At 69.2% G+C, this 13,394-nt stretch carries 12 protein-coding genes; 3 read left to right on the forward strand and 9 right to left on the reverse strand.

Annotated elements, in window-relative coordinates:
• Positions 1-9: 9 nt before the first annotated feature.
• From AB0I41_RS13305 to AB0I41_RS13330, 6 genes are read right to left on the reverse strand one after another with little or no spacing between them, the layout of a single operon-like run.
• Complete coding sequence (locus AB0I41_RS13305) at positions 10-3,429, reverse strand: DEAD/DEAH box helicase family protein (RefSeq protein ID WP_357106005.1); 3,420 nt, start codon at positions 3,427-3,429, stop codon at positions 10-12.
• Between the two features lie 46 nt (positions 3,430-3,475).
• Positions 3,476-4,678: a restriction endonuclease subunit S gene (locus AB0I41_RS13310; RefSeq protein ID WP_357106008.1), complete on the reverse strand. Its 1,203-nt coding sequence runs from the start codon at positions 4,676-4,678 to the stop codon at positions 3,476-3,478.
• Entirely contained in the window at positions 4,675-6,213 is a 1,539-nt protein-coding gene (locus AB0I41_RS13315) for a class I SAM-dependent DNA methyltransferase (RefSeq protein WP_357106011.1), read from the reverse strand. Before AB0I41_RS13315 ends, AB0I41_RS13310 begins: the two co-directional genes overlap by 4 nt.
• Positions 6,200-6,562, reverse strand: coding sequence for a hypothetical protein (locus AB0I41_RS13320; RefSeq protein ID WP_357106014.1), 363 nt, complete (start codon positions 6,560-6,562; stop codon positions 6,200-6,202). Before AB0I41_RS13320 ends, AB0I41_RS13315 begins: the two co-directional genes overlap by 14 nt.
• Complete coding sequence (locus tag AB0I41_RS13325; protein ID WP_357106016.1) at positions 6,559-6,792, reverse strand: hypothetical protein; 234 nt, start codon at positions 6,790-6,792, stop codon at positions 6,559-6,561. The genes AB0I41_RS13320 and AB0I41_RS13325 overlap by 4 nt, the downstream gene beginning before the upstream one ends.
• A 34-nt stretch (positions 6,793-6,826) precedes the next feature.
• Positions 6,827-7,123, reverse strand: a complete 297-nt coding sequence (locus tag AB0I41_RS13330; protein ID WP_357106019.1) for a hypothetical protein — start codon at positions 7,121-7,123, stop codon at positions 6,827-6,829.
• Between the two features lie 316 nt (positions 7,124-7,439).
• Here AB0I41_RS13330 and AB0I41_RS13335 point away from each other — a divergent pair, with 316 nt between their 5' ends.
• The 3 genes from AB0I41_RS13335 to AB0I41_RS13345 all read left to right on the forward strand — a co-directional run bounded on the left by AB0I41_RS13335 (position 7,440) and on the right by AB0I41_RS13345 (position 8,756).
• On the forward strand, positions 7,440-7,679 hold the full coding sequence (locus AB0I41_RS13335) for a winged helix-turn-helix domain-containing protein (protein WP_357106022.1): 240 nt from the start codon (positions 7,440-7,442) through the stop codon (positions 7,677-7,679).
• Between the two features lie 209 nt (positions 7,680-7,888).
• Positions 7,889-8,551, forward strand: a complete 663-nt coding sequence (locus AB0I41_RS13340; RefSeq protein ID WP_357106025.1) for a 2'-5' RNA ligase family protein — start codon at positions 7,889-7,891, stop codon at positions 8,549-8,551.
• Between the two features lie 22 nt (positions 8,552-8,573).
• Positions 8,574-8,756, forward strand: coding sequence for a hypothetical protein (locus AB0I41_RS13345; RefSeq protein WP_357106027.1), 183 nt, complete (start codon positions 8,574-8,576; stop codon positions 8,754-8,756).
• Positions 8,757-8,964: 208 nt separating this feature from the next.
• Here AB0I41_RS13345 and AB0I41_RS13350 read toward each other — a convergent pair whose 3' ends face one another.
• The 3 genes from AB0I41_RS13350 to sucB all read right to left on the reverse strand — a co-directional run bounded on the left by AB0I41_RS13350 (position 8,965) and on the right by sucB (position 13,324).
• Positions 8,965-9,879, reverse strand: a complete 915-nt coding sequence (locus AB0I41_RS13350) for an LLM class flavin-dependent oxidoreductase (RefSeq protein WP_357106030.1) — start codon at positions 9,877-9,879, stop codon at positions 8,965-8,967.
• A gap of 108 nt (positions 9,880-9,987) precedes the next feature.
• A complete protein-coding gene (locus AB0I41_RS13355) occupies positions 9,988-11,280 on the reverse strand; it encodes a low temperature requirement protein A (protein WP_357106033.1) in 1,293 nt (430 codons plus the stop codon).
• 220 nt (positions 11,281-11,500) lie between these two features.
• Entirely contained in the window at positions 11,501-13,324 is a 1,824-nt protein-coding gene (sucB, locus tag AB0I41_RS13360) for a 2-oxoglutarate dehydrogenase, E2 component, dihydrolipoamide succinyltransferase (RefSeq protein ID WP_357106036.1), read from the reverse strand.
• Positions 13,325-13,394: the final 70 nt, after the last annotated feature.

The following is a 13,394-nucleotide window of genomic DNA, read 5'->3' on the forward strand; positions in this document are numbered from 1 at the left end:
GCAGATCACCTACGCCACCTCGGGTACGGGCGCGGCCGTGGCGCGTACGGAGTGCAGGATCGAGACGATGCGGTCGACGTCGTCAGTGGTGAAGAGTCCGTCCGGCCCGTGCGGGGCGATCTCGGTGAACGGCGACTCGTAGAGCCGGCCCATCTCCATCGACCCGTTCACGGTGAGATGGCCGATCACCATGTTGATGAAGTGGATCTGGTTCTTGCTGTGGGTCCGGCCGGCCAGGAACTCCCCGAACGCCTCCGTCGCGGCCTCCCGGTCGAGCCCGACCAGCGACCGGATGAACAGTCCCAGCCCCTCGGCGGACTCGCGGGCCCGCTCGATGTCCTCCGGACCGCCGACGCCGCTCTCGGCGAGCATCCGCTCCAGCTCGGCCAGGTCGGTGGGGGAGAGCTGCCGGTTGCGGCGCAGCTTCTGCAACGTCAGGTGATCCTCGTGCTGGCGCAGGTAGGCGCGGGCCTTGGCGCGGAACCGCTCGAAGTCGGTGCCCACCCGGGCCTGCGGGATGGACACCTCGGTCAGCTCGCCGAGCTGGTCGGTGAAGTTGGTGTAGACGATGGTCTTCTTCGACCGCTCGATCAGCCTGACCAGCGAGCGGACTCGGCGGCGCAGCAGTTCCAGCATGGGCAGAGTGACGTCCTGCCACCACTCGTCGCCGGCCACCTCGTCGAGGAGGAGCTGCTGCTCCCGGATGGCCGGGATGCTGGTCTGCTCCAGCAACGCCGACGCGATGTCCTGCACCTGCCGGCGCAGCCGCTCGTATGCGGGCTCCACGTCGAGCTGGCCGAGCTGGAGGCGCAGCACGATCAGGTCGAAGCGCTTGGCGGCCTCGTCCTCGTCACGTATGGAGGTGGGCAGGCCGGCGAGCTTGCTGCCGATCTCGTCCACCGCCTCGGCGCTCAGCTTGTGCCAGTGGGCGAAGTCGGCGTAGTACTCGACGGTGCGGCGCTGCGGGCGTACGACGAAGTTTTCGAGGTTGATGCCCGCGACCCGGTCGTGCAGGTGGTGGGCGAACTCCCAGCGGAGGCCGGCTTCGCTCTTGGTGCCGTCGGCCTCCGGGTCCGGCTCGGCGCCCTCGGGGAGGCGCTGGTCGAGTCGGTGGATGAGTTCGAGCTTCGCCCGGAACAGCCGCTCGGTGAGCGACGCCCCCAGCGAGCCTTCGGTCTGCGGCACGTTCTGGTTGAAGTACTCGAAGTTCCGGCAGCAGTCGAAGATGAAGAAGTCCTGCTTGTGCTGGCCGGGGCCGTAGAGGTCCGGGCAGAGGCGGGTGCCCCGGCCGATCATCTGCCAGAACTTGGACTTCGACCGCACGGCCTTGAAGAAGACCAGGTTGACTACCTCGGGTACGTCGATGCCGGTGTCGAGCATGTCCACCGAGATCGCGATGTGCGGCTCGTTGTCCTTGACCGAGAAGTTGTCGATCAGGTGCTGCGCCTGCTCGACCTGGTGGGTGATGATCCGGGCGAAGTGGCCGGCGAGGTGCGGATAGTTCTCGTCGAAGCGGCGCTGGATGAACTTCGCGTGCTCGTTGTTCTTGGCGAAGATGATCGTCTTGCCGAGCCGATCCCCGCCGGCGACGTGGTGTCCGTGGGTCATCAGCGTCTTCAACACCTTGTCGACGGTGTCGGCGTTGAAGAACCACTTGTTGACCGCGTCCGCGTCGACCCCGTCCGGCGCGCCGTCGTCGCCCCAGTCCAGAGACTCCCAGTCGTCCTTCTCCTCCTCGCTGAGCTGGTCGTAGCGCACCCCGTCCCAGAGGAACTTCAGCGGCACCGAGACCGCCCGCGGCGGCACGAGGAACTTCTCCGCGACCGCCTCCTCCAGGTCGTAGTGGTCGGTGGGCACGCCGTCTTCGAGGTGGAACAGGCTGTAGGTGTTGCGGTCGATCTCGTTGCGCGGGGTGGCGGTGAGCCCGACCAGCAGCGCGTCGAACCAGGAGAAGATCGCCCGGTACTTCTGGTAGACCGACCGGTGCGCCTCGTCGATGATGACCAGGTCGAAGTGGCCGGGCCCGAAGCGCCGCGCGCCACTCGCGGTCTCGTTGATCAGGCCCATCATGGTCGGGTACGTCGAGACGTAGACCCGCCCCTCGGTGTTCTTCTCGGTGACCAGGTTGACCGTGGCGACCTCGGGCAGGTGCGTCTTGAAGGCGTTGACCGCCTGGTTGACCAGGGCGTTGCGGTCGGCGAGGAAGAGCACCCGCTTGACCCAGTTGGCCCGCATCAGCAGGTCGACCAGGGCGATGACGGTGCGGGTCTTGCCGGCACCGGTGGCCATGACCACCAGCGCCTCGCGCTGCCGGCCCTGCTCGAACGTGTCGGCGATGGCCCGGATGGCCCGCTGCTGGTAGTACCGCTCGACGATGCCGGTGTTGATCTCCAGGTCGGCGAGCGGTCGGTGGGTGTCGCGGCGCTGGACGAGGAGTTGCAGCTCAGCCTTGGTGTAGAAGCCCTGCACCGGGCGCGGGGGATAGCCGGTGTCGTCCCAGAGCCAGTGCTCGTAGCCGTTGGTGTAGAAGATGACCGGGCGTTGGCCGTACGCCTGCGTCAGGCAGTCGGCGTAGAGCTTGGCCTGCTGCTGGCCGGCGGTGGCGTCCCGGCGGGTGCGCTTGGCCTCGACCACGGCGAGGGGCTTGCCGTCGTCGCCCCAGAGCACGTAGTCGACGTACCCGTTGCCCTTGCCGGCCGGCATGCCGGTGACCAGGAACTCGCGGTCGCGCGGCTGGTCGAGCGCCCAGCCGGCCTCGGCGAGCAGGACGTCGATGAAGAGGTCGCGGGTCTGCGCCTCGTCGTAGTCGTGGTCGTCGGGGCGGGACTCGTTGGCGGCCTTCGCGGCGGCGATCTCGGCGCGCAGCTTGGCCAGCTCGGCGTCGAGGCTGGCGTTCTTCTCCCGCTCGGCAGCCAGCTCCGCGTCCTGGGCGGCGAGCTTCTCCGACAGCGTCTTCAGCTCGGCCTGGCTCTGCTGCCGCACGGCCGCCGGAACCGGCCGGGGGATCAGGTCAGGGTTGAAGGCCAGCGCACTCGGCGGCACGGCGGCCTGGTCGCGGGTGTAGTGCCGGGCCACCCAGTACAGGACGTGGAACAGCTCCCGGACCATCGGCAGCGAGTCGCCGGTCTTGACCGGCGCCTTGTGATGGACGGCCGCATTGCCCCGCTTGCGGATGATGTCCATCTTGGCCTGGAGGGTGTTGCCGACTAGGGCGCGCAGGGACGACTCGTAGATCATCCCTTGCAGGTCGTTCCTGTAGGGCCGGGTGAGGCTGCCGTCGGCCTGGAAGAGCCAGGTGAGGGCGAGTTCGAGGGTGCGCCGGGCGTAGAAGCACGAGACCCGCGGGTCGGCGACGGTCAATCGCTCGGCCCGCAGGGCCTCGTCAAACAGCTCGGGCCACTCAGCCCGCAGAAACGCGAAGTTGCTCATCGAGGGCCCCACTCCCTTGTCGACAGCAGCCCTCGATCCTCTCACGTCAGAGCAACCCCCGGAAGGCCCGATCCTGCAACGACGCGAACAACGCGTCCAACTCGGCCAGGCTCGTCTGGTGCGATTCCTTGACTTTCTTGACGGCGCTGAGGCGTCCCAAAAACTCCCGTTGCAGCGAGATCGGAGGCAATAAGACGGGCAACGCCTTGATGATTTCCATGTTCAGGCCCGCCATGATTGCCCCCTTGGCTGTCTGCGTGAGGTAACGGCGGGCGATGGGATGCGTCAAGAAGTATGCGTGCAGGAATTCCGGGAGGCATCGGTTGAAATCCAGACTGATGCAGCAGAGGTGCTTGGTGTTGATCGCCCTGGGTATGTCCGGAGGCACGACAGCGCAGCGACCGCATGTGCCCATGATAGTGATCAGCACATCGCCTGGCTGCACGGTGTAGCGGGCAAGTTGGCTGTACTTCTGTTCAGTGATGAATCTGCGTTCGCCCCAACGGAAATCATTCGTTACGACGTTGTCGATTCCTAGAACAGCAACGCCCGCTTCTACAAACTCGCTGTGCAGCAACTGGCTACCGAATGGGCCTGTTCGAATCGCACTTTTGCTGTCACGGGCTACCTCTGCCACGGTGGTCACCGGCCAAGCATCTGCCGAAGATGTGGCGAACATGTTGAGGAAGATGGACTGGGTCAAATCGCCGAGGTGAGCGAGGGCTTCGCGGCGCTTGGCGCGCAGCTCGTCCGCCCGATCCAGCACCTCCGCAATCCTCCGCTGCTCATCGAGTGGAGGCGTCGGTATCGAGAGGCCAGCGAGGAACGCCTCCGGCACTCGCCGCTGCCCTGCACTCCCGGTCATCCGTCGTTCGCCCGCTAGACGGATCGCGGGCTTGCGCAGGAAGTGAAGAAGGTAGCGCGCCTCTAGCTGCGAGGAATCTGGCCTGATTACATGGAATTCCGTCGAACCAACGCCAGTTCGATGGTGGAGCCCTGCTTGAGCGATCTTGCCGTTTTCAAAGCAAGGCGTAATTTTCGCGACCAAGATGTCTTTGTCGTCGAAGAAGGTGTAGCCCTTGCTGACTTCACCGAATGGCCGGTCCTCGCCGCTTTCGGTGGTTCCAGTCCCAGCGTCGACTGCCGACATGGGAACGAACGAGATGAGTTCGTCGTTTGCTGGTCGCTTGACCAACTTCGGATTGATCAAAGCGATGTCTGCAAGCTTCGAGGCGTTTGCTGCTGTCATCCCAACATCGCCTTCAGGTCGGACATGCCCTGCTGGATTTCGGACTCCAAGCGTTCGAGGTCGGCCATGATCTCCAGCGGTGCATGGTGTTCGATTTCCTCGTGGACGACCTCCTTGTAGCGGTTGAGGCTGAGGTCGTAGCCCTGCTCGACGATGTCGGCCTTGGGCACGCAGAAGCTCTGCTCGGTCCGCGCCCGCTGCAACTCCTCACCGTCCCGCCGGAACCAGCGAGCCAGCGCGTCCGGCAGGTTGTTCTTGGCGTGCTCGTCCTCGGCCAGCGCCACGTCGGGCACCGGGCCGAGCTTCTCGGCCGGCAGCAGCGGCGTCCGCTTGTCGTCCAAGCTCCAGCCGTCGCCGGTCACCTCGTAGAACCAGACGTTGTCGGTGCCGCCGCTGTTGGTCTTGGTGAAGAACAGGATCGCCGTGGAGACCCCGGAGTAGGGCCTGAAGGTGCCGCTGGGTAGCTTCACCACCCCGTCGAGCTTCTGATCCTCGACCAGCATCCGGCGTAGCTCCTTGTGCGCCTTGCTCGACCCGAAGAGCACGCCCTCCGGCACGATTACCGCCGCCCGGCCGCCCGGCTTGAGCAGTCGGAGGAAGAGCGCGAGGAAGAGCAGCTCCGTCTTCTTGGTCTTGACGATCCGCTGGAGATCTTTGGACGTGCTCTCGTAGTCGAGGCTGCCGGCGAAGGGCGGGTTGGCCAGGATCAGCGAGTACTTCTCCGACTCGTTGCTGACGTTCTCGGCCAGTGAGTCCCGGTAGCGGATGTCGGGGTTCTCCACGCCGTGCAGCAGCATGTTCATGCTGCCGATCCGCAGCATGGTGCCGTCGAAGTCGAAGCCGTGGAACATGCTCTCGTGGAAGTGCTTGCGCTGCACAGAGTCGAAGAGCACGTCGGGGTAGGTGCGGCGGACGTACTCTCCGGCCTCGACCAGGAAGCCCGCGGTGCCGCAGGCCGGGTCGCAGATCTCGTCGTTCGGCGTCGGGGCCGTCATCTCGACCATGAGCTGGATGATGTGCCGCGAGGTGCGGAACTGCCCGTTGTGGCCGGCGGTCGCGATCTTGCCGAGCATGTACTCGTACAGGTCGCCCTTGGTGTCCCGGTCCTTCATCGGGATGCCCTCGAGCATGTCGACCACGCGGGACAGCAGCGCCGGGTTGGGGATGGTGAACCGGGCGTCCTTCATGTGCTGCGAGTAGGTCGACCCGTCGCCGCCCAGCGTCCGCAGGAACGGGAAGACCCGCTCGCCGACGATCTCGAACATCGCGCCCGGTGCGGCGTCCTTGAAATGCGACCAGCGCAGCTCGTCGTACTTGCGCCCCTGGTCGTCGCAGGCCTCGGGGAAGATCCGGCGCTCCATCGGCTTGCCGGTGCGGCTCGCCTTCTCCTCTTCGAGGATGTGCAGGTCGTCCAGGCGCTTGATGAAGAGCAGGTAGGTGATCTGTTCGATCACTTCCAGCGGGTTGGAGATGCCCCCCGACCAGAAGGCGTCCCAGACGCGGTCGATCTTGCTCTTCAGTTCACCAGTGATCACGTAGCTCGGTCCCCACGCCGTCGGCTGTGTCGAGTTGACCTTCGTAGGCTAGTGCTGTGGCCCCCGCCTCCGACATGGGGTGTTGGGGCGAGTCTGCGTGCGATCGGCGGATACGTGCCCAGCCGAGGAAGCGGTCGAAGAGCTGTGCCGCCTCGGGAGCGTCGTGCGGGTTCAGGGTGTGCAGTTGACCGGCCGCGTCGTGCAGCAGCCCACCCAGGTAGACCAGCAGCGCCACCCGGTCGTGCGCGTACTCCTGAACGAGGGTGAGTCGCGCGGTCGCGCACGGCCAGGGCGCGGCGCAGGCCCGGCAGAGCCAGAGCGGTCGCAGCGGCAGGTGCAGCCGGCTCACCACCGGCCGCCGTTGGCCCGCCAGGTCTGCGCCGGGGTGAGCCAGCCCGCCCGGCCGACCTGCGGGTTGGCCCGGGTCACCTCGTCCCACCAGCGGGTGTTCGGCGGTGGCGCGGGCGGCTCGGTCGGGACGGTCGCGTGCCGGTCAGGGCACGCGGTCCAGCGCAGGCCGCACGAGCACCAGCGCCGCCCGCGCCGCCAGGTCCGCCGATGCCTCGGCCCGAGCGGCACCGGCGCGTCGTTGCGCCGCCGGCCCGGCCACACCTCAGCGCCGCCCTTCGGGTACGCGAAGCTGCCGTTCGGCGCGGGCCGCTAGCTCGTCGACCGCCCGCTCGGAGAGGCCGCGGGACCGCAGCACTGCCCGGCCCCAGCGGTGCAGGCGGCAGGGGTACGGGGTGCGGTCGCTGCGGCACATCGGCCCGGCCGGCCAGGACTCGGGGGAGTGCACCACCACCGCCTGGACCGCCGTCCGCACGTGTTCGCCCGTCACGTACTGAGGCATCGGCAGCTCACCGAGCACCTTCTCCACCGCGTCGACCGGCTCGTTGACCAGGGGCTGCACGCGTAACGCCTTCCTCTCGATGATCGGGGTTGCGGCGCCGAGGCGGGCGGGGACAGCCGTTGCGCGGCGGCCGGAGCCCAGCACCCACCCCGGGCCAGCTCGACGTGCCGTTCACGGGCAGGGTTGGGCACCCGGCCGACCTCCGGGGGCGGTCGGCCGGGTGCGTTCTTCGGGTTGACCAGCTCCGGGCTTGCAGACCAGGGAGCCGGTCGAGGGGAACTTTGTCAGACTAGTTTGGCAAAGTCAACGGAGTAGTCCGTACTTGTCTTGCAATGTTGCTTGTGATCAAATGGCGGGTGCAGACCAGGGAGCCCATATGCCCGCCAAACCCAAGTGGGCGCAGCTAGCGGATCTCATCCGCGAGCAGATTGCGTCCGGAGAACTCGAACCCGGCGACAAGTTGCCGTCCACCGCTCAGCTTCGGCTGGAGCACGGCGTGTCGGCCGGTGTGGTGCGCCAAGCCATCCTCGTGCTCCAGACCCAGGGGCTGGTTGAGGGTGTGCACGGCCTCGGCGTGTTTGTCGCTGAGCGCTCGCCCGAAAGTGGCGAACGCTGACCGTTGCGGGTGCAGTGCAGCGAGGCTGGCTATTGACCAGTACTTACAAGGGAGCAGGGCGTGGCCCCGCCACAAGGTCGTCGGTTACGACCAAGACCCGGCTTCATCCTCGTGCCTCGGCGTCCTGGAATCGACATGGACATGATCGGGAAGCCGCCACGCAAGACGACCTTGCGTTGCACCATCCGTTAGCCAAGCCGGGAGGCGCGATGGCCGAGATCGAGCATGTCGAGAGGATGCGCGATCACTGGTGGTGGCGACCCGGATGGCAGCCGGGCCAGCACTTCTATGCCTGCCACTTCAGCATGAGCCGGCACGCTGAACTGGTTCGGCTGGTCGAGAGCTATCAGGCCAGCCTCGCAGAGTTCCGCACGCTCGACCTGATACCGGCTGTCTGGCTTCACCTGACCATGCAGGGGATCGGCTTCGTTGACGAGGTCACGGACGTTGAGCTCAGCGAGCTGAGGGACCTGGTCCAGCGCCGGCTCGGGGCGCTGACCCCACCAACGGTGACCTTTCACCGGCCTGTCGTCCGGCCGGAGGCGGTCTATCTACCCGCTGACCCGTCCGAGCCAATCAGAAGCCTGCGCGATGTCGTACGTCACGCCGTGGCCGAGGTTCTGGGAGACGATCGGGTCGAGCAGCCGGCACGGCCTCCGGTCGAGTACCGGCCGCACGTCAGCCTGGCCTACTCGAACGCCGAGCAGGACGCGGAGCCGATCGCCAAAGCGTTGAGTGAGATCCACGCCGAACCGGTCTCCTTGACGCTCGACCACGTCGACCTGCTGACGTTCCACCGCGATCGTCGGATGTACGAGTGGACGAGAGCCATACCGCTTTCGATCGGGGGTGGCGGATCCACCCGGGTGTGATCCCGAGGATAGGTTTCTGCGCGTGCGGGAGCGGGTGACGGCGGAACGGTTGGTCCTGCTGGACCGGGTGGAGTGGTTCATCCTGGAGCGCCCCGTGCTGGTCTGGCCGAGCCAGAGCTACTGGGTCGACTACGGCACGGGGGAGCTCTGCGTCGAACGCGGCGACGGCCGGATCACCCGTACCCCCGGCTGGGTCTGTCGCTGATCCATCAGCCTCACTCGCCCGGCGCCCGGGTCCGGGAGGTGGTCCGGCCGCTTTGGAGCTGATGACGTCAACGCATCAGGCGGACGGCGGTTGACGCTCGTCGAGCCTGAATCGTTCACGTCATCAGCTCCAAAGCGTCTCGATGAGACGGTTGGTCCCGGGCCCGGCGGGTCAGCTGCCGACGCTCCCGGCCCGCCCAGGCCACGGGTCAGGACAGCCGGGCCAGCACCGGGACGAGCGGCTCCAGCGCGTCCTTGCGTACCACGAAGCGGGTGACGCCCCAGCGGCGCTCGTGTTCGGCGACCGCCGCGACGATCTCGTCGGAGGTGCCGATCAGCACGAACGGCGTGGCCAGCAGCTCGGCGACGGTCAGGCCGACGTCGCGCGCGTGCTGCGCCGCGGCGGCCTCGGCGTCGTCGGTGACCACCACCCGCTGCACCAGCGCCTCCAGCGCCGGCGGGTCGTCCCGCCCGGCCGCGCCGGCGGCGACGTGGGCCAGCTGCGCCTCGATCTGGTCGGCCCGCCAGCGCGCGTCGTGGGTGTGGCCGTCTTCCCGGGTACGCCCGAAGCCGGTCAGCCCCACCACGTCGGCGTGCGCGCCGGCCCAGCGCAGCAGCGTGGAGTTGGCGGTGCCCACGGTCAGCGGGATGCGGTCCTGGACCGGGCGCGGCGCGGTCAGCCGTGCGCCCCGGACGGCCAGCTCGGGGGAGTCCACGGTGACCTCGTCGCCGTCGAGCAGGGCGCGGACCGCCTCGGCGACGGCCACGCAACGGCGGACCCGACCGGCCACGTCCGGGCGCTCGCGGCCGACAGCCCGCCACTCGGCCGGGGTGTGGCCCGCGCCGACGCCCAGCCGGGCCCGCCCGCCGGACACCAGGTCGAGGGTGGCCACGTCGGCGGCGAGCAGCATCGGCTCGCGGACCCCGAGGTTCGACACGTACGAGCCGAGGCCGATCGTCGAGGTCACCGCCGCGGCGGCGGCGAGCGCCACGAACGGCGACGTCACGTCGCCGGGGTGGTCGGAGGCGAGCAGCGCGTCGAAGCCGGCGGCCTCGGCGCGGCGGGCCAGGTCGAGCCAGCTCGCCGCGTCGGCGGGGGTGGCCTGGAGGGAGAAGACGGTCACCGGGCCAGCCTGCGCCGCCGGGGCCCCCGCCGGCCAGCCCGGACGGGCTGATTCTGCTGACCGGCGAATCCTCAGTTCGCCGGGCGCACCGCGACGCTGCCGGTGACCCTACGTCGAGGTGCCCGTGTCGTCCGTCCCGTCCTCGTGCCAGCGGGCCCGCCAGGCCGCCTCGTGCGCCTCGTGGCTGGTCTTCTCGTGGAAGACCAGCTCGTGCAGCGCGTCCCGGGAACTCGCCATGGTCACCACCTCGACCGCCACCAGCCCCACGCAGATCGCGGTCAGCAGGGTGAGGGCGGCCAGCCCGGGCAGCTGGGCGCCGACCGGGATGCCGACGGCGAGCAGGAGCACCGTGCCCACCCGGGTCCAGGAGACCGTGCCCAGGGTGCGCCACTGGAACAGCATGTTCCCGCACAGGTAGCAGATCACCCCACCGAAGAGCAGGGGTACGTCGGGGCCGTGCGCCGCCTCCGCGAGCTCCTCCGACGGATTGGCGATGTCGGCGACGATCCCCTCGGCGCCCAGGGCGAACAGGATGATCCCGGCGATCATCGGCAGGTAGAAGTACGCGTACGCGTCCCGGGCCATCGCCACCCGGGGCGGACCCTCCGCGGCGTGCAGGGCGATCCGGGCGGCCGGTCCGATCACGTCGTAGTGGGCCCACCAGAGCGCGGCGGTGAAGAAGATGCCCAGCACCGCCGCGGAGACCGCCGGCCAGGTCGGCGGCTGGCCGAGCAGGTTGCTGCCGACGCCGACCGAGATGACCGACTCGCCCAGCGCGATGATCAGGATGAACTCGTAGCGTTCCGTCCAGTGCTCGGCCGAGGTCACCCCCCAGCCCCAGGTGCCGCCGATGAGCCCGGTCGAGTACTGGAGCAGCACCACCGCCAGCCACAGACCGTCCCGGGCCAGCCCGGCCACCCCGGGGTCGTTGATCCGGGACGGGATCAGCGCCGCGCCGAGCAGCAGGAGGGTGCTCACCGCCATCTCCGGGGCGAACCGGGTGACCTGCCGGCGCTCGTTCGGATTGTCCTGCACGACGTGCAGGTAGAGGATGAGGTGCACCCCGCGGACCACCACGTAGCTGACCGCCGCGACCACCGGCCCGGCCGCGCCCGCACGGTGACCGGCGAACGCCTGCGGCAGGGCCAGCGCGAAGCAGAAGAGCGCCGCCATCCCGATGACCATCAGCACCGGGACGAACCCCTGGCCGAGCCGGACCCGGGTGGCCACCACGCTGTGCACCACCCAGGTCCACCAGAGCACCGCCAGCACCAGCATGCCGTGCAGCAACGACGAGCCGGTGATCTGGGCGGCGGTGGCCCGGGTGATGATGAAGAACGAGAAGACGAAGACCAGGTCGAAGAAGATCTCGAAGCGGTCCACCCGGGTGCCGGGGGCCACGGGGACAGCCGGCCCCAGCAGCCTCCGCAATCCCCACCACCCGCTGCCCACCCGTCCACTCTCGCAGCGTCCGCCGTGCGCAGAGGCGAATCGCCGCACGCTGCCGTGCGGTGCCGCAGGCCGTCCACCGGCGGCTCGGCATCCGGTCGGTCTGAGTCAGGGGCGCGACGACGAGGGGCGCCCCGGTCGGTGCGACCGGGGCGCCCCTCGCGCGTGGGAGTTACAGGCCGAGGTCGGCCTCGAAGTTGCCGCCCTCCAGCCGCTCCTTGACCGCGACCAGGAAACGGGCCGCGTCGGCGCCGTCGATCAGCCGGTGGTCGTAGGAGAGGGCCAGGTAGACCATCGAGCGGACCGCGACGACCTCGCCCAGCTCCGGGTCGTTGACCACGACCGGGCGCTTGACCACGGCACCGGTGCCGAGCATCGCCGACTGGGGCGACGGCACGATCGGGGTGTCGAAGAGCGCGCCCCGGCTGCCGGTGTTGGTCAGCGTGAAGGTCGCGCCGGCCAGCTCGTCCGGGCTGATCTTGTTGGCCCGGGTGCGCTCGGCCAGGTCGGCGATCCGCTTGGCGAGGCCGCCGAGGTTGAGGTCACCGGCGTTGTGCACCACCGGCACCATCAGGCCGCGCTCGGCGTCCACCGCAATGCCCAGGTGCTCGGCGTCCGGGTAGGTGATCGTCCCGGCCTCCAGGTCCATGCTGGCGTTGACGACCGGGTAGGTCTGCAGCGCCTCGATGGCCGCCAGGGCGAAGAACGGCAGGAACGACAGCTTGACGCCGTGCCGCTGCTGGAAGGACTCCTTGGCCTGCGCCCGCAGCTTGGCGATCTTGGTGACGTCCACCTCGATCACCGTGGTCAGCTGCGCCATCTCGTGCAGCGACTGCTGCATCCGCTTGGCGATGGTCGCCCGGATCCGGGGCAGCTTCTCGGTGGTGCCGCGCTTCGCGCTCGGCTGCGGCCGGGCGGCGGCCGGCTTGGCCGGGGCCGCCGCGGCGGCGGGCTGCGCCGGAGCCGGCGCCTTGGCCGCCTTGGCCTTCTCCGCCGCCTCCAGCACGTCCTGCTTGCGGATCCGGCCACCGACGCCGGTGCCGTTGACCGAGGAGAGGTCCACGCCGTGCTCGCCGGCCAGCTTGCGGACCAGCGGGGTCACGTAACCGGCGGCCTCCTCGCCGCCACCCTGCACCGGGGCGGACGGACGCTGCGGCGGCGCGCTCGGCCCGGCCGGCTGGGCGGCCTGCTCGGCCTTCGCCGGCTGGGCGGCGATCTCCGCCTCGGCGGCCGGCTCGTTGTACGACATGCCCGGGGTCGGCTCCTCGACCTTGGGCTCCGGCTTGGCCTCGACCTTCGGCTCCGGCTTCGGCGCGGGCCTGGCCTCCGCCTTGGGCTCGGGCTTCGGCTTCGCCTCGACCGGGGCTGCCCCGGCGGCGCCGATGATCGCCAGGTCGGCGCCGACCTCGGCGGTCTCGTCCTCGGCCACCTTGATCTCCAGCACCGTGCCGGCGACCGGGGACGGGATCTCCGTGTCGACCTTGTCGGTGGAGACCTCCAGCAGCGGCTCGTCCACCTCGACGGTCTCGCCGACCTGCTTGAGCCAGCGGGTGACCGTACCCTCGGTCACGCTCTCGCCCAGGGCCGGCATCTTCACCGGGGTGCCCGCGCCCGACGGCGCCGGGGCGGCCGGGGCCGGCGGCTGCTGCGGGGCGGCCTGCTCCTGCTCGGGCTCCGGGCCCGCCGCGGCGGCCGTCGGCTCGGCGGCCGGCGCGGCCGGCTGCTGCGGGGCGGCCGCGCCGCCACCGGCCTGCTCGCCTTCACCGGCGATGACGGCCAGCTCGCTGCCCACCTCGGCGGTCTCGTCCTCGCCGACCACGATCCGGCTCAGCACGCCCGCCGCGGGGGACGGGATCTCGGTGTCGACCTTGTCGGTCGACACCTCCAGCAGCGGCTCGTCGACCTCGACGGTGTCACCCTCCTGCTTGAGCCAGCGGGTGACGGTGCCCTCGGTGACGCTCTCGCCGAGCCGAGGCATGGTGACCGATACCGGCATCTCTTAAGACTCCTTCATTCCCCTGGTGCGATCTCGCCCGTCTGCCGCCGGACGCCGCGGAATCAATTCT

It is taken from the genome of Micromonospora sp. NPDC050200 (genome assembly GCF_040656135.1).
GTDB lineage: Bacteria > Actinomycetota > Actinomycetes > Mycobacteriales > Micromonosporaceae > Micromonospora.

Coding starts and splice junctions, on each gene's coding strand:
- AB0I41_RS13305 (WP_357106005.1), bottom strand. CDS start 3,429: ATGAGCAACTTCGCGTTTCTGCGGGCTGAGTGGCCCGAGCTGTTTGAC.
- AB0I41_RS13310 (WP_357106008.1), bottom strand. CDS start 4,678: ATGACAGCAGCAAACGCCTCGAAGCTTGCAGACATCGCTTTGATCAAT.
- AB0I41_RS13335 (WP_357106022.1), top strand. CDS start 7,440: ATGCCCGCCAAACCCAAGTGGGCGCAGCTAGCGGATCTCATCCGCGAG.
- AB0I41_RS13340 (WP_357106025.1), top strand. CDS start 7,889: ATGGCCGAGATCGAGCATGTCGAGAGGATGCGCGATCACTGGTGGTGG.
- sucB (WP_357106036.1), bottom strand. CDS start 13,324: ATGCCGGTATCGGTCACCATGCCTCGGCTCGGCGAGAGCGTCACCGAG.